Origin of the sequence: Microbacterium mangrovi, from assembly GCF_000802305.1 — a bacterium.
Classification (GTDB): domain Bacteria; phylum Actinomycetota; class Actinomycetes; order Actinomycetales; family Microbacteriaceae; genus Microbacterium; species Microbacterium mangrovi.
Window position 1 is genome coordinate 79,606 of sequence record NZ_JTDK01000010.1, and the last position, 17,915, is coordinate 97,520.

General features: G+C 70.2%; 16 protein-coding genes. 8 read left to right on the top strand and 8 right to left on the bottom strand.

The features are described from left to right. Entirely contained in the window at window positions 1-1,134 is a 1,134-nt protein-coding gene (locus LK09_RS11110; RefSeq protein ID WP_039399273.1) for an alkaline phosphatase family protein, read from the top strand. Here the strand turns inward: LK09_RS11110 and sepH are convergent, their stop codons facing one another. After that, window positions 1,135-2,187: a septation protein SepH gene (gene sepH, locus LK09_RS11115; RefSeq protein WP_039399275.1), complete on the bottom strand. Its 1,053-nt coding sequence runs from the start codon at window positions 2,185-2,187 to the stop codon at window positions 1,135-1,137. Window positions 2,188-2,399: 212 nt separating this feature from the next. Here sepH and LK09_RS11120 point away from each other — a divergent pair, with 212 nt between their 5' ends. Continuing rightward, on the top strand, window positions 2,400-2,693 hold the full coding sequence (locus LK09_RS11120) for a DUF4193 domain-containing protein (protein ID WP_039399277.1): 294 nt from the start codon (window positions 2,400-2,402) through the stop codon (window positions 2,691-2,693). Here LK09_RS11120 and LK09_RS11125 read toward each other — a convergent pair. Further along, entirely contained in the window at window positions 2,690-3,166 is a 477-nt protein-coding gene (locus LK09_RS11125; RefSeq protein ID WP_156138751.1) for a DUF3093 domain-containing protein, read from the bottom strand. The two genes, LK09_RS11120 and LK09_RS11125, sit on opposite strands and share 4 nt — an antisense overlap. A gap of 12 nt (window positions 3,167-3,178) precedes the next feature. Here LK09_RS11125 and dut point away from each other — a divergent pair, with 12 nt between their 5' ends. From dut to dxs, 5 genes are all read left to right on the top strand, one after another. Further along, the gene (dut, locus tag LK09_RS11130) at window positions 3,179-3,646 is read left to right on the top strand and encodes a dUTP diphosphatase (RefSeq protein ID WP_197061031.1); all 468 of its coding nucleotides are present in this window, start codon (window positions 3,179-3,181) and stop codon (window positions 3,644-3,646) included. Continuing rightward, window positions 3,643-4,257 (top strand): DUF3710 domain-containing protein, encoded by a 615-nt coding sequence (locus LK09_RS11135; RefSeq protein ID WP_082008207.1) that lies wholly within the window; start codon window positions 3,643-3,645, stop codon window positions 4,255-4,257. Before dut ends, LK09_RS11135 begins: the two co-directional genes overlap by 4 nt. After that, on the top strand, window positions 4,254-5,054 hold the full coding sequence (locus LK09_RS11140; RefSeq protein ID WP_407939164.1) for a DUF3159 domain-containing protein: 801 nt from the start codon (window positions 4,254-4,256) through the stop codon (window positions 5,052-5,054). The genes LK09_RS11135 and LK09_RS11140 overlap by 4 nt, the downstream gene beginning before the upstream one ends. 134 nt (window positions 5,055-5,188) lie before the next feature. After that, on the top strand, window positions 5,189-7,987 hold the full coding sequence (gene acnA, locus LK09_RS11145) for an aconitate hydratase AcnA (RefSeq protein WP_039399279.1): 2,799 nt from the start codon (window positions 5,189-5,191) through the stop codon (window positions 7,985-7,987). Between the two features lie 62 nt (window positions 7,988-8,049). Next, on the top strand, window positions 8,050-10,005 hold the full coding sequence (gene dxs / locus LK09_RS11150) for a 1-deoxy-D-xylulose-5-phosphate synthase (RefSeq protein ID WP_039399281.1): 1,956 nt from the start codon (window positions 8,050-8,052) through the stop codon (window positions 10,003-10,005). A gap of 28 nt (window positions 10,006-10,033) precedes the next feature. Here dxs and LK09_RS11155 read toward each other — a convergent pair whose 3' ends face one another. The 5 genes from LK09_RS11155 to LK09_RS11175 form a co-directional block, all read right to left on the bottom strand. Then, on the bottom strand, window positions 10,034-10,810 hold the full coding sequence (locus tag LK09_RS11155) for a hypothetical protein (protein ID WP_039399283.1): 777 nt from the start codon (window positions 10,808-10,810) through the stop codon (window positions 10,034-10,036). Between the two features lie 210 nt (window positions 10,811-11,020). Then, complete coding sequence (locus LK09_RS11160; RefSeq protein WP_039399689.1) at window positions 11,021-13,165, bottom strand: 3-hydroxyacyl-CoA dehydrogenase NAD-binding domain-containing protein; 2,145 nt, start codon at window positions 13,163-13,165, stop codon at window positions 11,021-11,023. 11 nt (window positions 13,166-13,176) lie between these two features. Further along, window positions 13,177-14,382, bottom strand: a complete 1,206-nt coding sequence (locus tag LK09_RS11165) for a thiolase family protein (RefSeq protein ID WP_039399285.1) — start codon at window positions 14,380-14,382, stop codon at window positions 13,177-13,179. A gap of 73 nt (window positions 14,383-14,455) precedes the next feature. Further along, window positions 14,456-15,652, bottom strand: a complete 1,197-nt coding sequence (locus tag LK09_RS11170; protein ID WP_039399288.1) for an HRDC domain-containing protein — start codon at window positions 15,650-15,652, stop codon at window positions 14,456-14,458. Then, the gene (locus LK09_RS11175) at window positions 15,649-16,224 is read right to left on the bottom strand and encodes a DUF3000 domain-containing protein (RefSeq protein WP_039399290.1); all 576 of its coding nucleotides are present in this window, start codon (window positions 16,222-16,224) and stop codon (window positions 15,649-15,651) included. The genes LK09_RS11170 and LK09_RS11175 overlap by 4 nt, the downstream gene beginning before the upstream one ends. Window positions 16,225-16,249: 25 nt before the next feature. Here LK09_RS11175 and LK09_RS11180 point away from each other — a divergent pair, with 25 nt between their 5' ends. Beyond that, window positions 16,250-17,461 (top strand): alpha/beta hydrolase family protein, encoded by a 1,212-nt coding sequence (locus tag LK09_RS11180; RefSeq protein WP_052226679.1) that lies wholly within the window; start codon window positions 16,250-16,252, stop codon window positions 17,459-17,461. Here the strand turns inward: LK09_RS11180 and LK09_RS11185 are convergent. Then, window positions 17,446-17,877 carry a SufE family protein gene (locus tag LK09_RS11185; protein ID WP_039399292.1) on the bottom strand — a complete coding sequence of 144 codons (432 nt, stop codon included), beginning with the start codon at window positions 17,875-17,877 and terminating at the stop codon, window positions 17,446-17,448. The genes LK09_RS11180 and LK09_RS11185 overlap by 16 nt on opposite strands. Window positions 17,878-17,915 lie beyond the last annotated feature (38 nt).

Here is a 17,915-nt window from a genome sequence, read left to right on the forward strand (position 1 = left end):
ATGAGCCTCAGCCTACCGGGGGAGCCTGCGGACGCCCGGCGCCTCACCGACGTCGTCACGCAGTTGCAGGCGGCGCTCGACGGCCGACCCTCGTGGTTCGCCCCGGTCCGCAGCGCGATCGTCTTCGTCGTGGACGGGCTCGGGGCCCGCAACCTCTCGCAGCGCGCGGCCTATGCGCGCACCCTCGTGGCCGCCGGCGGACGCCGCGCGGTCGCACGGAGCGTCTTCCCGTCCACGACGGCCACGGCCCTCACGAGCCTGCTCACCGGGAAGGATGCCGGCGAGCACGGAATCGTGGGCTACCGGGTGCGGGTTCCGGGCACCGACGTGGTCTCGAACCAGCTGAAGGGCTGGGAGACCGACGGCCTGGATCCCCGGGCGTGGCAGCGGGCCGAGCCGATCATGGAGCGCCGAAGCGCTGCGGCGGCCCGGTCGTTCGTCGTCTCGCGCAACCGGTATCGCGGCACCGGCTTCACCCTCGCCACGATGCGCGGCGCCGACTTCATCGGGGTGGACGATCTCCGTGAACGCGCCCTGACCGCTGCGGCCCTCGCGGATCGGCATCCGGGCTCGCTCGTCTACCTGTATGCCCCCGAACTGGACACGATCGGCCATCGTCACGGCTGGCAGTCCGACCAGTGGGCGGCGGGGCTCGAGGCCGTGGATGCCGCGGTGCGCGCGCTCGCGGGCGCGCTGCGGCCGGGGGTCGGCGCGGTCGTCACCGCCGACCACGGCATGGTGGACGTCCCCCGGCATCGTCAGGTGCTGCTCCGGGCCGGGGATCCGCTCCTCGACGGGGTCCGCCTCCTCGGCGGGGAGCCCCGGATGCTGCACCTCTACGCGGAGCACGGCGCCGCCGGTGCGGTGCTGGACGCGTGGCGGGATGCCGAGTCGGCGCGATCCTGGGTGATCGCGCGCGACGAAGCGATCGAGGCGGGGCTGTTCGGGCGCGTCGCGGCGGAGGTCCGCCCGCGGATCGGCGACGTGGTGGTCGCCGCCCGCGCAGGCATCGCCTATTACGATGATCGCGTCGCCGACAAGGCGCCGCAGCGCATGATCGGCCAGCACGGCTCGCTCACCGACGAGGAGCGGGCGATCCCGCTGATCAGGTTCGGCGCGCTCGCGCAGCTCTGATCAGGAGTCCTCTCCGCGCGCACCGAAGACGATCTCGTCCCACGACGGCATCGAGGTGCGTCCCTTGCGCCGGTTGTCGCCCGGACCGGACCCCGTGCGGGCTGCCGGCGTGTCGACCACGGTCCGCTCGTCTACGGGGGGCGTGCGCTCCGGCTCGGGCTCGGTCGTCGCGAAGGCGTCGAAGAGGGAGACGGGGGCGAGTGGCACGGTGTCCGCCGAGCTCTCGGACTCGTCGTCGAGGATCGGCGACGGCTCTCGTTGTCCGCGTCGGCGGCGCAGTGCCTCGAGCAGATCCGCGGTGTCGCTCGATGTCGTCGAGTCGGACGGCGCGCGCTTGACCGCGGCGTCCTGCACCGAGGCGGCGGCGATGTCGGCGTCGCTGAGTCGACGCGGCCCGGGCTCGGCGGCCGGTGCGGGAGCAGGGGCGGGGGCGTCTGCGGCGGGCAGGGGCACTTCGAGAGCCCGGAGCCGGGGGATGAGGCCCTCGGGCAGCGAGCCCTGACGGGACAGCTGCGTCGCGGCGGAATTGGCCGGGGTGAGGGTGGTGCGGCGCGGGTCGAACGACCAGCGGGCGTCATGATCGACGTCGCCGACGGTGAACTCGAGCTTGACGATCCAGCCGCCGTCCTCCTTCCAGCTCGTCCAGCGCTCGCCCGTGGCATGCGCCTCGGCCAGCTTGGTGCGCACGGCGGCGCCGAAGGTGGGGGAGTGATCGTGCTCGAAGTCGTCGGCGACGAGGACGGGAACCGACAGCGCCTGGTCGACGATGTGTTCGCGCTCGGCGAGCACCGGCCCCTCGTAGCGCGCCACGACGTCGATCGAGATGCCGAACAGCTCGGCGACCTCGCGGGCGCTCAGCCCGGCGCGGATCTGCGCCTGGATCTCCCGGGGACTCGTGCGCGGCCCCTTGTCCTGCTCCTCGTCGCGTTCCCGGCGGGCCTGGCGCAGCTGAGCGCGGAGCACGTCGTCGACGGGCAGGGTGAATCGCTCCCCGGACTCGGTCGCGAGGACGAGGGTGTCGCCCTCGGTCCCGATGACTCTCAGCTGTTCCATGCGAACTGCGCCTCCGATCTGCTCCGTCAATCGTCCCATGCGCGTCGGCGCAGGCCGGGAATAGCGCGGGCGTGGCGCCTGTTTCGTCGATGCACGCATCCTCCGCGACCGCGATCTGCCCCCGCAGTTGCAAAATCGTTCGGAGTCATGCAAACTATGGCCGCCCATACGGGCCCACAGACAAGACGCACCGGAAGTAGAGACGTTCAGGAATGGCCACCGATTACGACGCACCGCGCAAGAACGAAGACGAGAGCGAGTCGATCGAGGCGCTCAAGGAGCGCGTGCCCGACAAGTCGTCGGGGTCGATCGATGTCGAGGACGCCGACAACCCGTCGGGCTTCGAACTGCCGGGTGCCGATCTGTCCGACCTCGAGCTCGACGTCGTCGTGCTGCCTGCGCAGGAGGACGAGTTCACCTGCGTGAGCTGCTTCCTCGTGAAGCACCGCTCGCAGCTCGACCACGAAGACGCCGCAGGCCCGATCTGCAAGGACTGCGCGGCTTAAGAGCCCATCTGTGAACGCCGGATCGCCGCAGCAAGGCGATCCGGCGTTCGCGTTGAGAGGACCCAGCTCGGCGTCGGGTCGTCCGGGTCGTCGACCGGCACGCGGACCACGCCGTCGATCCCGCCGCGGATGACGTGCCAGTCGCGGGGGTCGAGTCCGGGACCGCGCGCCTGGCGGGCCTCCAGTGCCTGGAAGGTCGCCGGGCGACCGAGCAGGTGCACGTCGATGTGGGCGCGTCCCGCGTGAAGCACACCGTCGCGCACGGAGATCACGGGTGCCCCGGCGATCATCAGGGCGACGACGAGAACGGCGACGAGGATGCCGATCGCGAGCGCCACCGCCTGGTTCAGCGGGACGAACACGAGCGCCGCCATCGGAGCCACGACAGCGGCTGAGACGAGGGCCCAGAGGGAGGGCGTGAGACGCTCCCGGTAGTCCCCACCGTCGCGCGTGCCGCTCGAAGCCATCTGCATTACCCTCGTTGAGTGACCGAAACCGTGGACGTCCCCATTATCGCCCCCGTGCTTCCGGCCTATGCGCACCCCGGTGACGCGGGCGCGGACCTCGTCTCGGCGGAGGCGGTGCGCCTGGAGCCCGGTGAGCGCGCCCTCGTGGGCACCGGCGTGAGCATCGCGCTTCCCGAAGGATTCGCCGCGTTCGTCGTGCCGCGCAGCGGGCTGGCGGCCAAGCACGGGATCACGATCGTGAACTCGCCCGGCACGGTGGATGCCGGCTACCGCGGTGAGATCAAGGTCGCGCTGCTGAACACCGACCGGGATGCCGCGTTCGACATCGCGGTCGGCGACCGGATCGCCCAGCTGATCGTCGCCCCCGTCGCGCGTGCGGTGTTCCTCCCCGTCGAGGAACTGCCCGGCAGCGTCCGTGGCGCCGGCGGCTTCGGCTCGACCGGCGTGGGCGCCATGACTTCCCTCGATACAAGGAGCGTGTCGTGAGCGACAGCATCAACAGCGACGAGCCGCAGCCGGAGCAGCCGGCGCGCAAGTCGGCACCCGAAGACCGCGACACCGCGGGCCCGTTCGACGAGAGCGAGGCGAACCCGGTCCGTCCGTACATCGACCTGGGCGGCATCAAGGTGCTGCCCCGGGAGGGACTGAATCTGCGACTCGAGATCGAGGAGCAGACCAACCGGATCGTCGCCGTCGGCCTGGACTACGCCGAGTCGACCTTGCAGGTCCAGCCGTTCGCGGCGCCCCGCAACGCCGGCCTGTGGGATGAGACCCGCGAGCAGATCCGTGCCCAGGTGCGCCAGCAGGGCGGGCGGGTCGAGGAGCGCGAAGGGCCGCTGGGGCCGGAACTGCTGGCGGAGGTCCCGGTGGCGAACGCCGACGGGACGACCGGCAAGCGCTTGGCGCGGTTCGTCGGGATCGACGGTCCGCGGTGGTTCCTCCGCGGCGTCATCGGCGGCGCGGCCACCGGCGACATGCAGGCCGCCGAGAGCGTGGAGGACCTCTTCCGCTCGCTCGTCGTGGTGCGCGGCGGAAACCCGATGCCGCCCCGCGACCTCATCCCGCTGAAGATGCCGACCACGCCGGGTACGGCGTGACCTCCGACCCGATCGGCTCCGTGCCCGAAGACGCGTCGGCCGGTCCGGCATCCGGGTCCGCCGATCCGGACTCGGCCGCGACGGCTTCGGAGGCCTTCGGGGCCGCGCTCGGAAGCGCCGCGCGCCGCGCCGGCTTCGATCCGGCGCAGGCCGACAGCACCGGCCACGTCGTGTGGCACGCGATGGGGGGCTGGCGGGGCGTTCTCGAATCGGTGCTGCCCGGGCTCGCGTTCGTCGTCACCTACACGATCACCCGACAGCTGGTGCTGCCGCTGGTGGTCTCGCTCGGGATCGCCGTCGTGTTCACCCTGGTCCGGCTGGTGTCCCGCCAGCCTGTGACGGCCGCCCTCGGCGGCCTGGTCGCCACGGCCATCGCGGCGGGGATCGCGCTGTGGACCGGCCGCGCCCAGGACAACTTCCTGTGGGGGTTCTTCATCGACCTCCTCTTCGGCGCGGTGCTCCTGATCTCGCTGCTCGTGCGCCGCCCGCTCATCGGCCTGGCGGTCGGCTGGCTCATGGACGACGCGCCCGGGTGGCGCGAGGATCCGCGCAAGCGTCGCACCTTCTTCTGGCTGACCGTGCTGTGGACGGGCCTGTTCGCGGCCCGGCTGATCGTCGAGGTCCCGCTCTATCTCGCCGGGGCCGTGACGGCTCTCGGAACCGTGAAGCTGCTCATGGGGCTTCCGCTGTTCGCACCCCTCGTCGCGGTCTCCTGGCTCGCCGTGCGCGCGCTGTATCCGCGCGGCAGCCGCGGCGCGCGGGACTCGGGCGACTCCGCTCCCACCACCGACCGGTGATACATTTATCTTGACGTCAAGATAAATTGACCGGTGCGGCGTGAGGCACTCCTTACTGGTGGAGCCCCGCGCAGCGCGCAAAGATGGGACGTGCGGGGACCTCCCGCATCCGCCGCCGACGAAGGAGACGAATCGTGTCCACGGTTGACAGCTTCGGTGCGAAGAGCACCCTGACGGTCGGCAGCACCGACTACGAGATCTTCCGCACCGATGCCGTGCCGGGGTACGAGAAGCTCCCCTTCAGCCTGAAGGTGCTGCTGGAGAACCTGCTGCGCACCGAAGACGGCGCGAACGTCACGAAGCAGCAGATCGAGGCCCTCGGCTCGTGGGATGCCGCCGCCGAGCCCGACACCGAGATCCAGTTCACGCCGGCGCGCGTGATCATGCAGGACTTCACCGGCGTGCCCTGCATCGTCGACCTCGCCACGATGCGCGAAGCGGTCGCCGACCTCGGCGGCGACCCGACCAAGATCAATCCGCTGTCGCCGGCGGAGCTCGTCATCGACCACTCCGTGATCGCCGACCTCTTCGGCCGCGCAGACGCGTTCGAGCGCAACGTCGAGATCGAGTATCAGCGCAACGGCGAGCGGTACCAGTTCCTCCGCTGGGGCCAGACCGCGTTCAACGACTTCAAGGTCGTGCCCCCGGGCACCGGCATCGTCCACCAGGTCAACATCGAGTACCTGGCGCGCGTCACCTACACGCGCGAGGTCGACGGCGTGCTGCGCGCCTACCCCGACACCTGCGTCGGCACCGACTCGCACACGACGATGGTCAACGGCCTCGGCGTGCTCGGCTGGGGCGTCGGCGGCATCGAGGCCGAGGCCGCGATGCTCGGCCAGCCGGTCTCGATGCTGATCCCGCGCGTCGTGGGGTTCAAGCTGACCGGAACGATCCCGACCGGCGTCACCGCCACCGACGTCGTGCTGACGATCACCGACATGCTGCGCAAGCACGGCGTGGTCGGCAAGTTCGTCGAGTTCTACGGCGACGGCGTCGCCTCCGTGCCGCTGGCCAACCGCGCCACCATCGGCAACATGAGCCCCGAGTTCGGTTCGACCGCCGCGATCTTCCCGATCGACGATGTCACCCTCGACTACCTGCGCCTCACCGGACGCAGCGACGACCAGGTGGCGCTCGTCGAGGCGTACAGCAAGGCCCAGACGCTCTGGCACGACCCGGCCAACGAGCCGACCTTCAGCGAGTACCTCGAACTCGACCTCGGCACCGTTGTGCCGTCGATCGCCGGCCCGAAGCGCCCGCAGGACCGCATCATCCTCAGCGACGCGAAGGCGCAGTTCGAGAAGGACCTCCTCAACTACGCGGACGTCGACCACGACCTCGTCGACCTCGAGGTGTCCGAGTCGTTCCCGGCATCCGACCCGCCGTCGAACACGCCGGAGAACGAGCACAGCATCCACCTGCACCACCACCGCAGCCACGCGCCGGCCTCGGCGTCGAAGCCGTCGCACGTCGTGCAGGCGGACGGCACGGAGTACACCCTCGACCACGGCGCCGTCACCATCGCCGCCATCACGTCGTGCACCAACACCTCCAACCCGTCGGTGATGCTCGCGGCCGGCCTGCTGGCCCGCAACGCCGCACGCAAGGGTCTCAAGGCGAAGCCGTGGGTGAAGACCACGATGGCGCCGGGCTCCAAGGTCGTCACCGAGTACTACGAGAAGGCCGGCCTGACCGACGACCTCGAGGCCCTCGGCTTCTTCACCGTCGGCTACGGATGCACCACGTGCATCGGCAACTCCGGTCCGCTGATCGAAGAGGTCTCGGCGGCGGTCAACGAGAACGACCTGGCCGTCACCGCGGTGCTGTCCGGAAACCGCAACTTCGAGGGGCGCATCAACCCCGACGTGAAGATGAACTACCTGGCCTCGCCGCCGCTGGTGATCGCGTACGCGCTGGCCGGATCGATGAACTTCGACTTCGAGACCGACCCGCTCGGCACCGACGGCGACGGCAACGCCGTGTTCCTCAAGGACATCTGGCCGGATGCCGCCGAGGTGCAGGCGACCATCGACTCGTCGATCGACACCGACATGTTCGACCGCGAGTACGCGGGCGTCTTCGACGGCGACGAGCGCTGGCAGTCGCTGCCCACGCCGACCGGTGCGACCTTCGAGTGGGCGGATGCCTCCACGTACGTTCGCAAGCCTCCGTACTTCGAGGGCATGACCCTGCAGCCCGAGCCGGTCAGCGACATCGCCGGCGCCCGCGTGCTGGCCAAGCTCGGCGACTCGGTCACCACCGACCACATCTCGCCCGCCGGCTCGATCAAGGCGGAGAGCCCGGCCGGCCAGTACCTCACCGAGCACGGCGTCGACCGCAAGGACTTCAACTCCTACGGCTCGCGTCGCGGCAACCACGAGGTGATGATCCGCGGCACGTTCGCGAACATCCGCCTGCGCAACCAGCTGCTCAGCGGCGTCGAGGGCGGGTACACCCGCGACTTCACGCAGGAGGGCGGCCCGCAGTCGTTCATCTACGACGCGTCGGTGAACTACCAGGCCGCCGGCACGCCGCTGGTCATCCTGGCCGGCAAGGAGTACGGCTCCGGCTCGTCGCGCGACTGGGCCGCCAAGGGCACGCGCCTGCTCGGCGTCCGGGCCGTCATCGCCGAGAGCTACGAGCGCATCCACCGCTCGAACCTCATCGGCATGGGCGTCATCCCGCTGCAGTTCCCGGCCGGGCAGTCCGCCGACTCGCTGGGCCTGACGGGCACCGAGACGTTCGCGATCTCGGGCATCACCGAGCTCAACGAGGGCCGGACTCCGGCCACCGTGCACGTCACGGCGACCCCGGAGGACGGCGGCACGCCGGTCGAGTTCGACGCGGTCGTGCGCATCGACACCCCCGGTGAGGCGGATTACTACCGCAACGGCGGAATCCTCCAGTACGTGCTGCGTTCGCTCGTCTGAGCAACGCGTGTAAAGAGGCCGGGCATCCGATGGTGCCCGGCCTCCTCACGTAGAATTGTGGGATGAGCCTGCTTGAGAACATCAAAGGTCCGCGGGATCTCGATGCTCTGAACGCGCGGCAGATGGATCAGGTCGCAGACGAGATCCGGGCGTTCCTCATCGAGAACGTGGCGCGCACCGGCGGGCATCTCGGCCCCAACCTCGGAGTCGTCGAACTCACCCTCGCCATCCACCGGGTGTTCGACTCGCCGAAGGATGCCGTGGTGTTCGACACCGGCCACCAGTCCTATGTGCACAAGCTCCTGACCGGGCGTCACGACTTCTCCACCCTGCGGCAGACCGGCGGCCTCGCCGGGTACCCGCAGCGCTCGGAGTCCGAGCACGACATCGTCGAGTCCTCGCACGCCTCCAGTTCGCTCTCCTGGGCGGACGGAATCTCGAAGGCGTTCGAGATGACCGGCCAGAAGGACCGCTACGTCATCGCCGTCGTCGGCGACGGATCGCTCACCGGCGGTATGACGTGGGAGGCGCTCAACAACATCTCCGACGACAACACCCGAAAGCTGATCATCGTCGTCAACGACAACGGGCGTTCCTACGCTCCCACGATCGGCGGCATGGCGCGGTTCCTGAACTCGGTGCGGACCAAGCAGTCCTATCGCCACCTGCACATGACCAGCAGCCGCGCCTTCGACAAGCTCGGCCGGCCGGGGCGCGCCTTCTACCGGGGCGTCCGCGGCGGGCTGCACGGGTTCCTCGCGCGCTTCACCGGCAACGAGTCGCTCTACTCCAACCTCGACATCAAGTACGTAGGGCCGGTGGACGGCCATGACGAGCAGGCCGTCGAGGCGGCGCTGAAGCAGGCGAAGCACTACGGCGCGCCGGTGATCGTCCACGCGATCACCGAGAAGGGGCGCGGGTACGCGCCCGCGCGTCAGGATGCCGCGGATCAGTTCCATGCGGTCGGGCAGATCGATCCCGAGACGGGGGAGTCCCTGCAGGCGAGCGGCGCCCAGTCCTGGACGGGAGTCTTCGCGGACAGTCTCGTCGACCTGGCCGAACGCGACCCGCGCCTGGTGGGGATCACGGCTGCGATGCTCCGTCCCACCGGCCTGCACCGCATGGCGGAGCGCTTCCCCGACCGGGTCTTCGACGTGGGGATCGCCGAACAGCACGGCGTCACGGCAGCGGCGGGGCTCGCCTACGGCGGCCTGCATCCCGTCGTCGCGATGTACGCGACCTTCATGAACCGCGCGTTCGACCAGGTGCTGATGGACGTCGCCCTGCACAAGGCGGGCGTCACCTTCGTGCTCGACCGCGCCGGCGTCACGGGTCCGGACGGACCCAGCCATCACGGCGTGTGGGATCTGGCCATCCTCCAGGTGGTACCCGGCATCCGCATCGCCGCTCCGCGTGACGCGACGCGCATCGTGGAAGAACTCGGCGAGGCGGTCGCCGTCGACGACGGCCCCACGGTCCTGCGGTTCCCGAAGGGAGCCGTCGGCCAGGAGATCGAGGCCGTCCGCCGCACCGACGACGGCGTCGACGTGCTCCGCGAATCCGCCGAGAAGGACGTGCTGCTGGTCACCGTCGGTCCGATGGCCGCCACCGGCCTGGCCGTCGCCGACCTCCTGGCAGCCCAGGGGATCGGCACGACCGTGGTGGATCCGCGCTGGGTGGTCCCGGTGGCCAAGAGCGTCATCGAGCTGTCCCGCGAGCACCGCATCGTGGTGTGCATCGAAGACGGCGTGCGGGTCGGCGGCATCGGAACGCGCATCCGCCAGGACCTCCGCGCCGCCGACGTCGACACCGCGGTGACCGAGATGGGTCTGCCCGACGAGTTCCTGCCGCACGGCGACCGTTCCGACATCCTGCAGCAGGTCGGACTGACCCCGCGACAGATCGCCCACGACGTCACCGCCATGGTCGTCGGCGCCAAGCTGCCCTACGCGCGCGGTGCCTCCGCCGACACGTCGGCGCTGCCGATCGTCGCACGCGCCGAAGGACCGGTCGCCTGACGACGACCGGTCCGCGCACTCGATTCGGTCAGCCGACCGTGGAGCACTGGCCGGTGGCTTTGCCCCCCACGGTGCTGGGGCCGTAGCCGGGGGGTGCTCCCACGACGGCGTCGCCCAGTTGGGGTGCCGGGCTCATCCCGGTGCAGCTCAGGTTGTGGCCGAAGCTGTCCGCCACGATCTCGTTGCCGTCGGGGTCCGACAGGGTGATGTTCGTCAGCGTCGTGTTGTGGTCGACCGCGGTGCGGATGACTCCGAACCACGAGCCGTTGAGGTCGGACACGGTGAGGTTGCCGTGGATGTGGTCGTCCTTGACCGAGAACGGGAAGCCGTTCGGTCCGCTGCCGCCCCCGGTCGAGGTGACATTGCCGAGGACCTCGATCCCGTTGAGGGCGGCGTCGTACACGGCGTCGAGGGTGACGTTGCCCTTCACCAGCACCGTGGATGCCGGGTCGCAGTTGCCGTGCGCCATCGTGCAGCCGAGCTCCACGAGGGATCCGGGGGCGCCGGTCACGTTGTGACCGACGGTGATGGTCGCGCCGGGCACCGGGGCGTCGAGGCCCCAGGTCGAGCGCAGCGCCGACCCGGCGGTGACGGTGATGTTGCCGCTGACCGTGACCACGGCGCCCGACGGGACGTCGCATTCACCGACCACGGTGATGCTGGAGTAGACGCCGGAGGGCAGCTGCCCCGAACACGTGTAGGCCGAGCCGGTCGGCGGCGCAGCCATGGCGGGTCCGCCGGCGAGGAGCAGCGCTCCGACGGCGGCCAAGGTCCCCAGAACCTTGAACCGAGTGATGTTCACCATCGTTGGTGTCCTTCCTGTCCGCGGCCCGCCCCAGCGAGCCGACGGGCTCCGGTCTACACCCGGTGCGCCGCCCGTCGCCAGAGGGGTGCCCTCCCGAGCCGCGCGAAGCCGCGTCCGACGGCCGGACGTGGCCGCGAAGCGCTCACAACGGCCCTGAAACGACGAAGGGCGACCCGGCGGGTGCCGGGTCGCCCTTCGTGCTCTGCGTCGTCAGCCGCCGATGCCGCGGATGACGGGCGTGTGGAACGTGCCGCCGAACACGCGCTCGGACGCGCCCTCGCGATCGAGGTAGGGTGATGCGCCCCCGTCGATGAAGGGCCAGCCGGCACCGAGGATGAGGCACAGGTCGATGTCCTGCACCTCCGGCACCACGCCCTCGTCGAGCATGAGACGGATCTCCTGCGTCAGGCCGTCCTGGACGCGGCGGAGGATCTCGGACTCGGATGCCGGGCTGTCGCCCACCGCGCCCTTGAGCGTCTTCTGCGCGTCCTTGGTCCAGCCGGTGACCCGCCCGGCCTTGTCCTTCTCGACGACCTGCGGCAGCGCCGCGAGCGCGTGGAAGTTCTCGTTCGCGTAGAAGCGGTCGGGGAAAGCGTGCGCCATCGTGTCCTGCACGTGCGCGGCCACCTTCCAGCCGACCAGATCGATGAGCTGGAACGGCTTCATCGGCAGGCCGAGCGGCTCGAAGGCCTTCTCGACGGTGAGCAGCGGGGTGCCCTCGTACAGGGCGCGTGCGGCTTCACCGAACACCTTCGCCAGAAGACGGTTGACCACGAAGCCGGGGGCATCCGCGGTCAGGACGGCGTTCTTTCCCAGGCCACGCGCGACGACGAACGCCGTCGAGAGCGCCTCGGGCGTCGTGTGCGAGGTCTTCACGATCTCGATGAGCGGCATCACCGCCACCGGGTTGAAGAAGTGGAAGCCGACGAGGCGCTCCGGGTGTGCGAGCTTCTCCCCGATCTCCTCCACCGACAGCGACGAGGTGTTGGTCGCGAGGATGGCATCCGGTGCGATGATCTTCTCGATCTCGCCGAACACCTGCTGCTTGACGCCGACCTCCTCGAACACGGCCTCGATCACGAAGTCGCAGTCGGCGTATTCGGCCTTGTCGGTGGTGCCGTGGAGCAGGCCGCGGAGCTTGTTCGCCGTGTCGGCGTCGAGGCGCCCCTTGCCCTCGAGCTTCGCGATCTCGTCGCGGATGTACTCCAGGCCCTTGTCGACGCGCGCCTGGTCGAGGTCGGTGATCACGACCGGCACCTGGAGCCGGCGCAGGAACAGCAGCGCGAACTGGCTCGCCATGAGCCCGGCACCGAGCACGCCGACCTTCGTGACCTTCTTGGCGAGGGACTTGTCGGGGGCGCCCACGGGTCGCTTGGCACGCTTTTGCACCAGGTCGAACGCGTACATCGACGCGGCGAACTGATCCCCCGTGACGAGGTCGGCCAGGGCTTCGTCCTCGCGGGCGAAACCCTCCGCCTTCGTTCCGCTCTTCGCCTTGTCGAGCAGCTCCAGAGCCGCATAGGGAGACTTCGGCACCGTGCCGATGCGGCTCTCCAGCATCCCGCGAGCGACCTTGATCGCGACCGGCCACTTGGTGAGACGCTCGATCTTGCCGGGCTCGTTGCGACGGTCGACCTTGATGGATCCGCCGAGCACGCCGTCGGCCCAGCGCAGCGAGTCCTCGAGGTAGTTCGAGGCCGGGAAGATCGCGTCGAAGATGCCGTAGTCGAAGGCCTGCTGCGGCTTGAGCATGCGGTTCTGCTTCAACGGGTTCGAGATGACCACCTCGAGGGCGTTCTCGATGCCGATGAGGTTCGGCAGGAGGTACGCGCCGCCCCAGCCCGGGATGATTCCGAGGAAGACCTCCGGCAGAGCCACCGCCGCGGCGGAGGCATCCACCGTGCGGTACGTCGAGTTCAGCGCGATCTCGAGGCCGCCGCCGAGCGCCAGCCCGTTCACGAAGGCGAAGGACGGGACGCCGAGGTCTGCGAGCGAGCCGAGCACCTTGTGGCCGAGCTGGGCGATGAGCTTGGCGTTGGCCTTGGATCCGACCTGCGAGATGTCGGAGAGGTCGGCGCCGGCGGCCATGATGTACTGCTTGCCGGTGATGCCGACCGCCTGGATCTCGCCGGCGGCCGCACGGGACCTGAGTCCGGCGAGGGTCTCGCCCAGCTCGGTCAGGGTCGCGGGCCCGAGGGTGTTCGGCCGCGTGTGATCGCGGCCGTTGTCCAGCGTGATGAGGGCGAGCGTGCGGCCCGAGGCCAGGCGGATGTCGCGCACACGCGAGTGCGTGACGACCTCGTCGGCGGTGGGGGCCTGGATGGGCGAGAAGTCGATCTCGTCGTAGTTCGTCATCGGTTCGTCGCTCACTTCTTCCGCTTGCCGTCGTAGTGCGGGTTCTCCCAGATGACCGAGCCGCCCTGCCCGAGCCCCACACACATGGCGGTGAGTCCGTAGCGGACGTCGGGGCGCTCGGCGAACTGCGCGGCCAGCTGGATCATGAGGCGCACGCCGGATGCCGCCAGCGGGTGGCCGAGCGCGATCGCCCCGCCCCACTGGTTGACGCGCGGGTCGTCGTCGGCGATGCCGAAGTGGTCCAGGAGCGAGATCACCTGGATGGCGAACGCCTCGTTCAGTTCGAAGAGGCCGATGTCGGTGATCGACAGACCCGCCTTGTGCAGGGCCTTCTCCGTCGAGGGGATCGGGCCGATGCCCATGATCTCCGGCTGCACGCCGGCGAAGGCGAACGAGACCATCCGCATCTTCGGCGTGAGTCCCAGCTCCTTGACTGCGGCGCCGCCGGCGAGCAGCGACATGGTCGCCCCGTCGGTGAGCGGCGAGGAGGTGCCGGCCGTGACCCGGCCGTGCGGCCGGAACGGGGTCTTCAAACCAGCGAGGTCCGCCATCGTCGTCTGCGGGCGACGCCCCTCGTCTTCCGTGGCCAGGCCCCAGGAGCCGTCGGCATCCTTGACGGCCACCGGGACCAGGTCGGGCTGGAGCTTGCCGGCGTCGTACGCGGCCTGCGCCTTGTGCTGGCTGAGCATCCCGTACCGGTCCGAGCGCTCCTTGGTGAAGTGCGGGAACCGGTCGAAGATGCGCTCCGCGGTGACGCCCATGTTCAGCGCCGCCGGGTCGACCATCTTCTCCGCGACGAAGCGGGGATTCGGGTCGGCGTTGCCGCCGATCGGGTGGTGCCCCATGTGCTCCACGCCACCCGCGAGGGCGACGTCGTACATGCCGGAGCCGATCGACGCGCCCATGGTCGCGACGCTGGTCATCGCGCCCGCGCACATCCGGTCGATCGCGAATCCGGGCACCGTCTGCGGCAGGCCTGCGAGGATCGCGACCGAGCGACCCAGGGTCAGGCCCTGGTCTCCGGTCTGACTCGTCGCGGCGATCGCGACATCGTCGATGCGGTCCGCAGGGACGCCGGGATTGCGCTCCATGAGTCCGATGGTCGCCTTCACGGCGAGATCATCGGCGCGGGTGTTCCAGTACATGCCTTTTTCGCCGGCGCGCCCGAACGGGGTGCGCATTCCATCGACGAAGTAGACGTCCGAAAGCTCGGCCACTCTGCCTCCAAATTCAGGGGATGCAGCCAGCCTAGGTCGGCCTCCGAGGGCGTCGGAATCGGGTGTGGCGAACCTACGAAGCCGGTTCGGTCGCCTCGTCGGCCGATTGCACGGAACCCACAAAGGCATCGGCGATCAGCTGTGCAGTCTCTTCAATCTGCCAGGGGCGTGCGCCGAGATCGGCGAGCGCGGCACCGATCGGCGCGGCACCGTATTCGGCCGGCGGCTCCCAGGCGACCCGGCGCAGAAGCTCGGGGGTGAGGAGGTTCTCGGTGGGCATGTGCAGCTCTTCGGCGTGCGCCTCGACGGCCGGACGCGCGGACTTCAGCCGGGCGTCGGCCTCCGGGTTGCGGTCGGCCCACGCGCGCGGGGGCGGCAGGGCGTCGCCATGGACGCGGGCACGGGGGAGGTCGGTCGTGGCGCGCCCCGCTTCGATCGCCGCCCACCACCGGTCCAGCTGGCTGCGGCTCGCTCGGCCGTTGAACTCCTTCACGGCGGCGAGCTCCTGCTTCGACCGCGGCTCGGCCAGCACGGCCGCCACCAGGGCGCGGTCGGGAACCAGACGGCCCGGGGCGACATCCTGCTCGCGCGCGTATTCGTCGCGTGCCTGCCACAGGGCCCGGGCGACCGCGAGGTTCCGCTGTCCGCGCACGGCGTGCAGACCGCTCAGGCGCCGCCACGGGTCCTCGCGCTGGGGCTTGGGCTCGCGAGTGCGCACCGCGTCGAACTCCTGCGCGGCGATCACCTCTTTGTGCTGGTCGGTGATCTCGTGTGCGAGCACGTCGCGGACGTCGACCAGGTGCAGCACGTCCAGCGCCGCATATTCGAGCCACGGCTGGGGGAGGGGCCGAGTCGACCAGTCCGCCGCCGAATGCGCCTTCGCGAGGCTGATGCCCAGTGTCTCCTCGACGACCGCGCCCAGCCCGAAACGATCATGACCGAGCAGCCGCGAAGCCAGTTCGGTGTCGAAGATGCGCGGCGGCACGAGGTCGAGCTCGCGCAGCGAGGGGAGGTCCTGGCTGGCGGCGTGGAACACCCACTCCTCGTCGCCGATCGCGCGCTGCAGGGCGGTGAAGTCCTGCACCGACGGCGCGTCGAAGAGGTACACGCCGGCATCGCGTCGGAAGACCTGGATCAGGTAGGCGCGCTGCGAATAGCGGAAGCCGGATGCCCGCTCGACGTCCACCGCCACCGGCCCGCGCCCGGCGTGCAGTGCTTCGGCGGCTGCTGCGAGCCCCGCAGCATCCCCGATCACGTCATAGTCCGTCACGCGCTGCTCCCTCTTGCCCGGAAAACCTGGATGTGCTCCGACCCGGGCGGGAGTCCTGCGAGCATGCACACGAACTCTGCCCAGGCGGAGACGTGCTGGTCGAACGCGCCGGAGGGAGACCACGACGCCCGCAGCTCCACCTGCGAGCCCTCTCCCTCGGCCGCGAGTGCCCCGAAGCCCTTGGACAGGGTCTTCGTGGCGGTCCCGGATGCTTGCGTATACGGGGCCCCGCGGGCCTGGAGCGCGTCGATCAGCCAAGACCAGGCTACGTCCGCGACGAGCGGATCGGTGCCGATCTCGGGTTCGAGCGGCGCCTGGGCGAAGCAGACCACGCGCCAGGGGCCGTCCCACGGCTCGGGTTCGTCCGGATCGTGCAGCAGGATGAACCGGCCGGTGCCGTAACGGGACTCGCCGGTCTCGTCCGGGCGCACGTCACCGGCCAGAGCCAATGCATGCGGGGCGAGACCGGACGGCGCCTCGATCTCCCGGACGACGAAGTCGGGACGGAACGACACGGCTCGCACCGACTCGGCGGCAGCAGCGAAGCTGCCCTCAGAACGAGGGTCTGGCACGCCGACAGACTAGAGTGAACGTTCGATGAAGCCCTCCAGGCGCGCCGTGCGGCGCGACGTCGACCCCCGCCTCGCCACCGGCGTGCGCGCAGCAGCCTTCGCGCTCGGCGGCGCGCTGGCGGCCGTGACCGGAGCCATGGCCGTGCTGACCGTCTCGGCAGCACGCAAAGTCGTGGCCCCGGCTGTTCGGATCCCCGATACCCGCATCCTCGATCTGGACGTCGCCGCCCAGACCATCACGCTCGGCCGCACGCCGGACACCGAACTGCCCGGCAGGTACGGACTGTTCACGTCCGGAACCCAGACCTACGTGAAGCTCGGCTCCGTGCTGGCGGAGGACGCCTCCTCGGTGAAGCGGAAACTCCTGACCGAAGTGCCCTCGAATGCGCACCTCGCGGCCGAGGCCGGATTCAGCGGGTGGTACTACGACAGCCCCGAGCAGCTGCACCTGCCTTTCACCGAGGAGCTCATCGGGACGTCGGCGGGCGTCTGCCCGGCCTGGCTGTTCGACGGCGACTCGGACACCTGGGTCATCCAGGTGCACGGACGCGGCACCACGCGCTCGGAGTGCCTGCGTGCCGTTCCGGTCTTCCACGCGCTCGGGATGCCGGTGCTGGTGGTGTCCTACCGCAACGACGGCGAAGGCGCCCGCACGCGCGGCGGACGGTACGCGCTCGGCGCGACCGAATGGCGCGACGTCGACGCCGCGATCGGATTCGCGATGCGCGCCGGGGCGCGCCGCGTGGTGCTCATGGGCTGGTCCATGGGCGGCGCGATCGTGCTCCAGACGGCGCTCAACGCGGCCCGGCGGGACTCCATCGCGGGGATCATCCTGGAATCGCCCGTCGTCGACTGGCGCAACGTGCTGCACTTCCAGGCGCGCCAGATGCGGCTCCCGGGGGTCGTGACCTCGCTGGCCCTCGGCACTCTGGAGTCGGAATGGACCGCGCCGCTGGCGCGGACCGCTCCGATCTCCTTCGACCGGCTCGACGTCGTGGCCCGCGCCGGGGAGCTTCGGCATCCCATCCTGCTGCTGCACTCCGACGACGACGGCTACGTGCCGGCGGACGCCTCCCACGCGCTCGCCGCGGCCAGGCCGGATCTGGTCGACATGGAGGTCTTCACCGGCGCCCGGCACACGAAGCTGTGGAACTACGACCAGAAGCGCTGGACCGACGCGATCACCGCGTGGCTGGAGCGCACGGGCATGACCGTGACGGATCAGACCGCCGACTGAGCCGAGATCTGCCGCTTCGCGCGCCGCAGCATCCCGCCCATACCAGCGATCCGCAGGGGCGACACGGTCTCGGCCAGACCCAGGCTCTGCGGGAAGTCGTCCGGGATGCCGAGCGCGTCGGCGACGCTGAGGCCCGACATCGCCCGGACCAGGATGCCGGCGAAACCGCGTGTGGTGGGGGATTCGGCCGGTGCCTTGGCGTGCACGCCCACGTGCCCGTCCGTCACACGCAGGGCGATGAACACCGGAGACTGGCATTCGGCCACGCGCTCGAAGGCGGCGTCCTCGAGATCGGCCGGGACCGGCGGAAGATCGTCGGCGTACTCGAGGAGGAGCTCGAGCCGCTCCGGCGGGTCGAGCTCGAGGAACTCGTCGCGGATCTCGGCCAGCGACTCCGGGAGGGCGGCATCGGTCATGGAACCATGGTCCCACCGCTGGGTCCGACGGGGCGCCG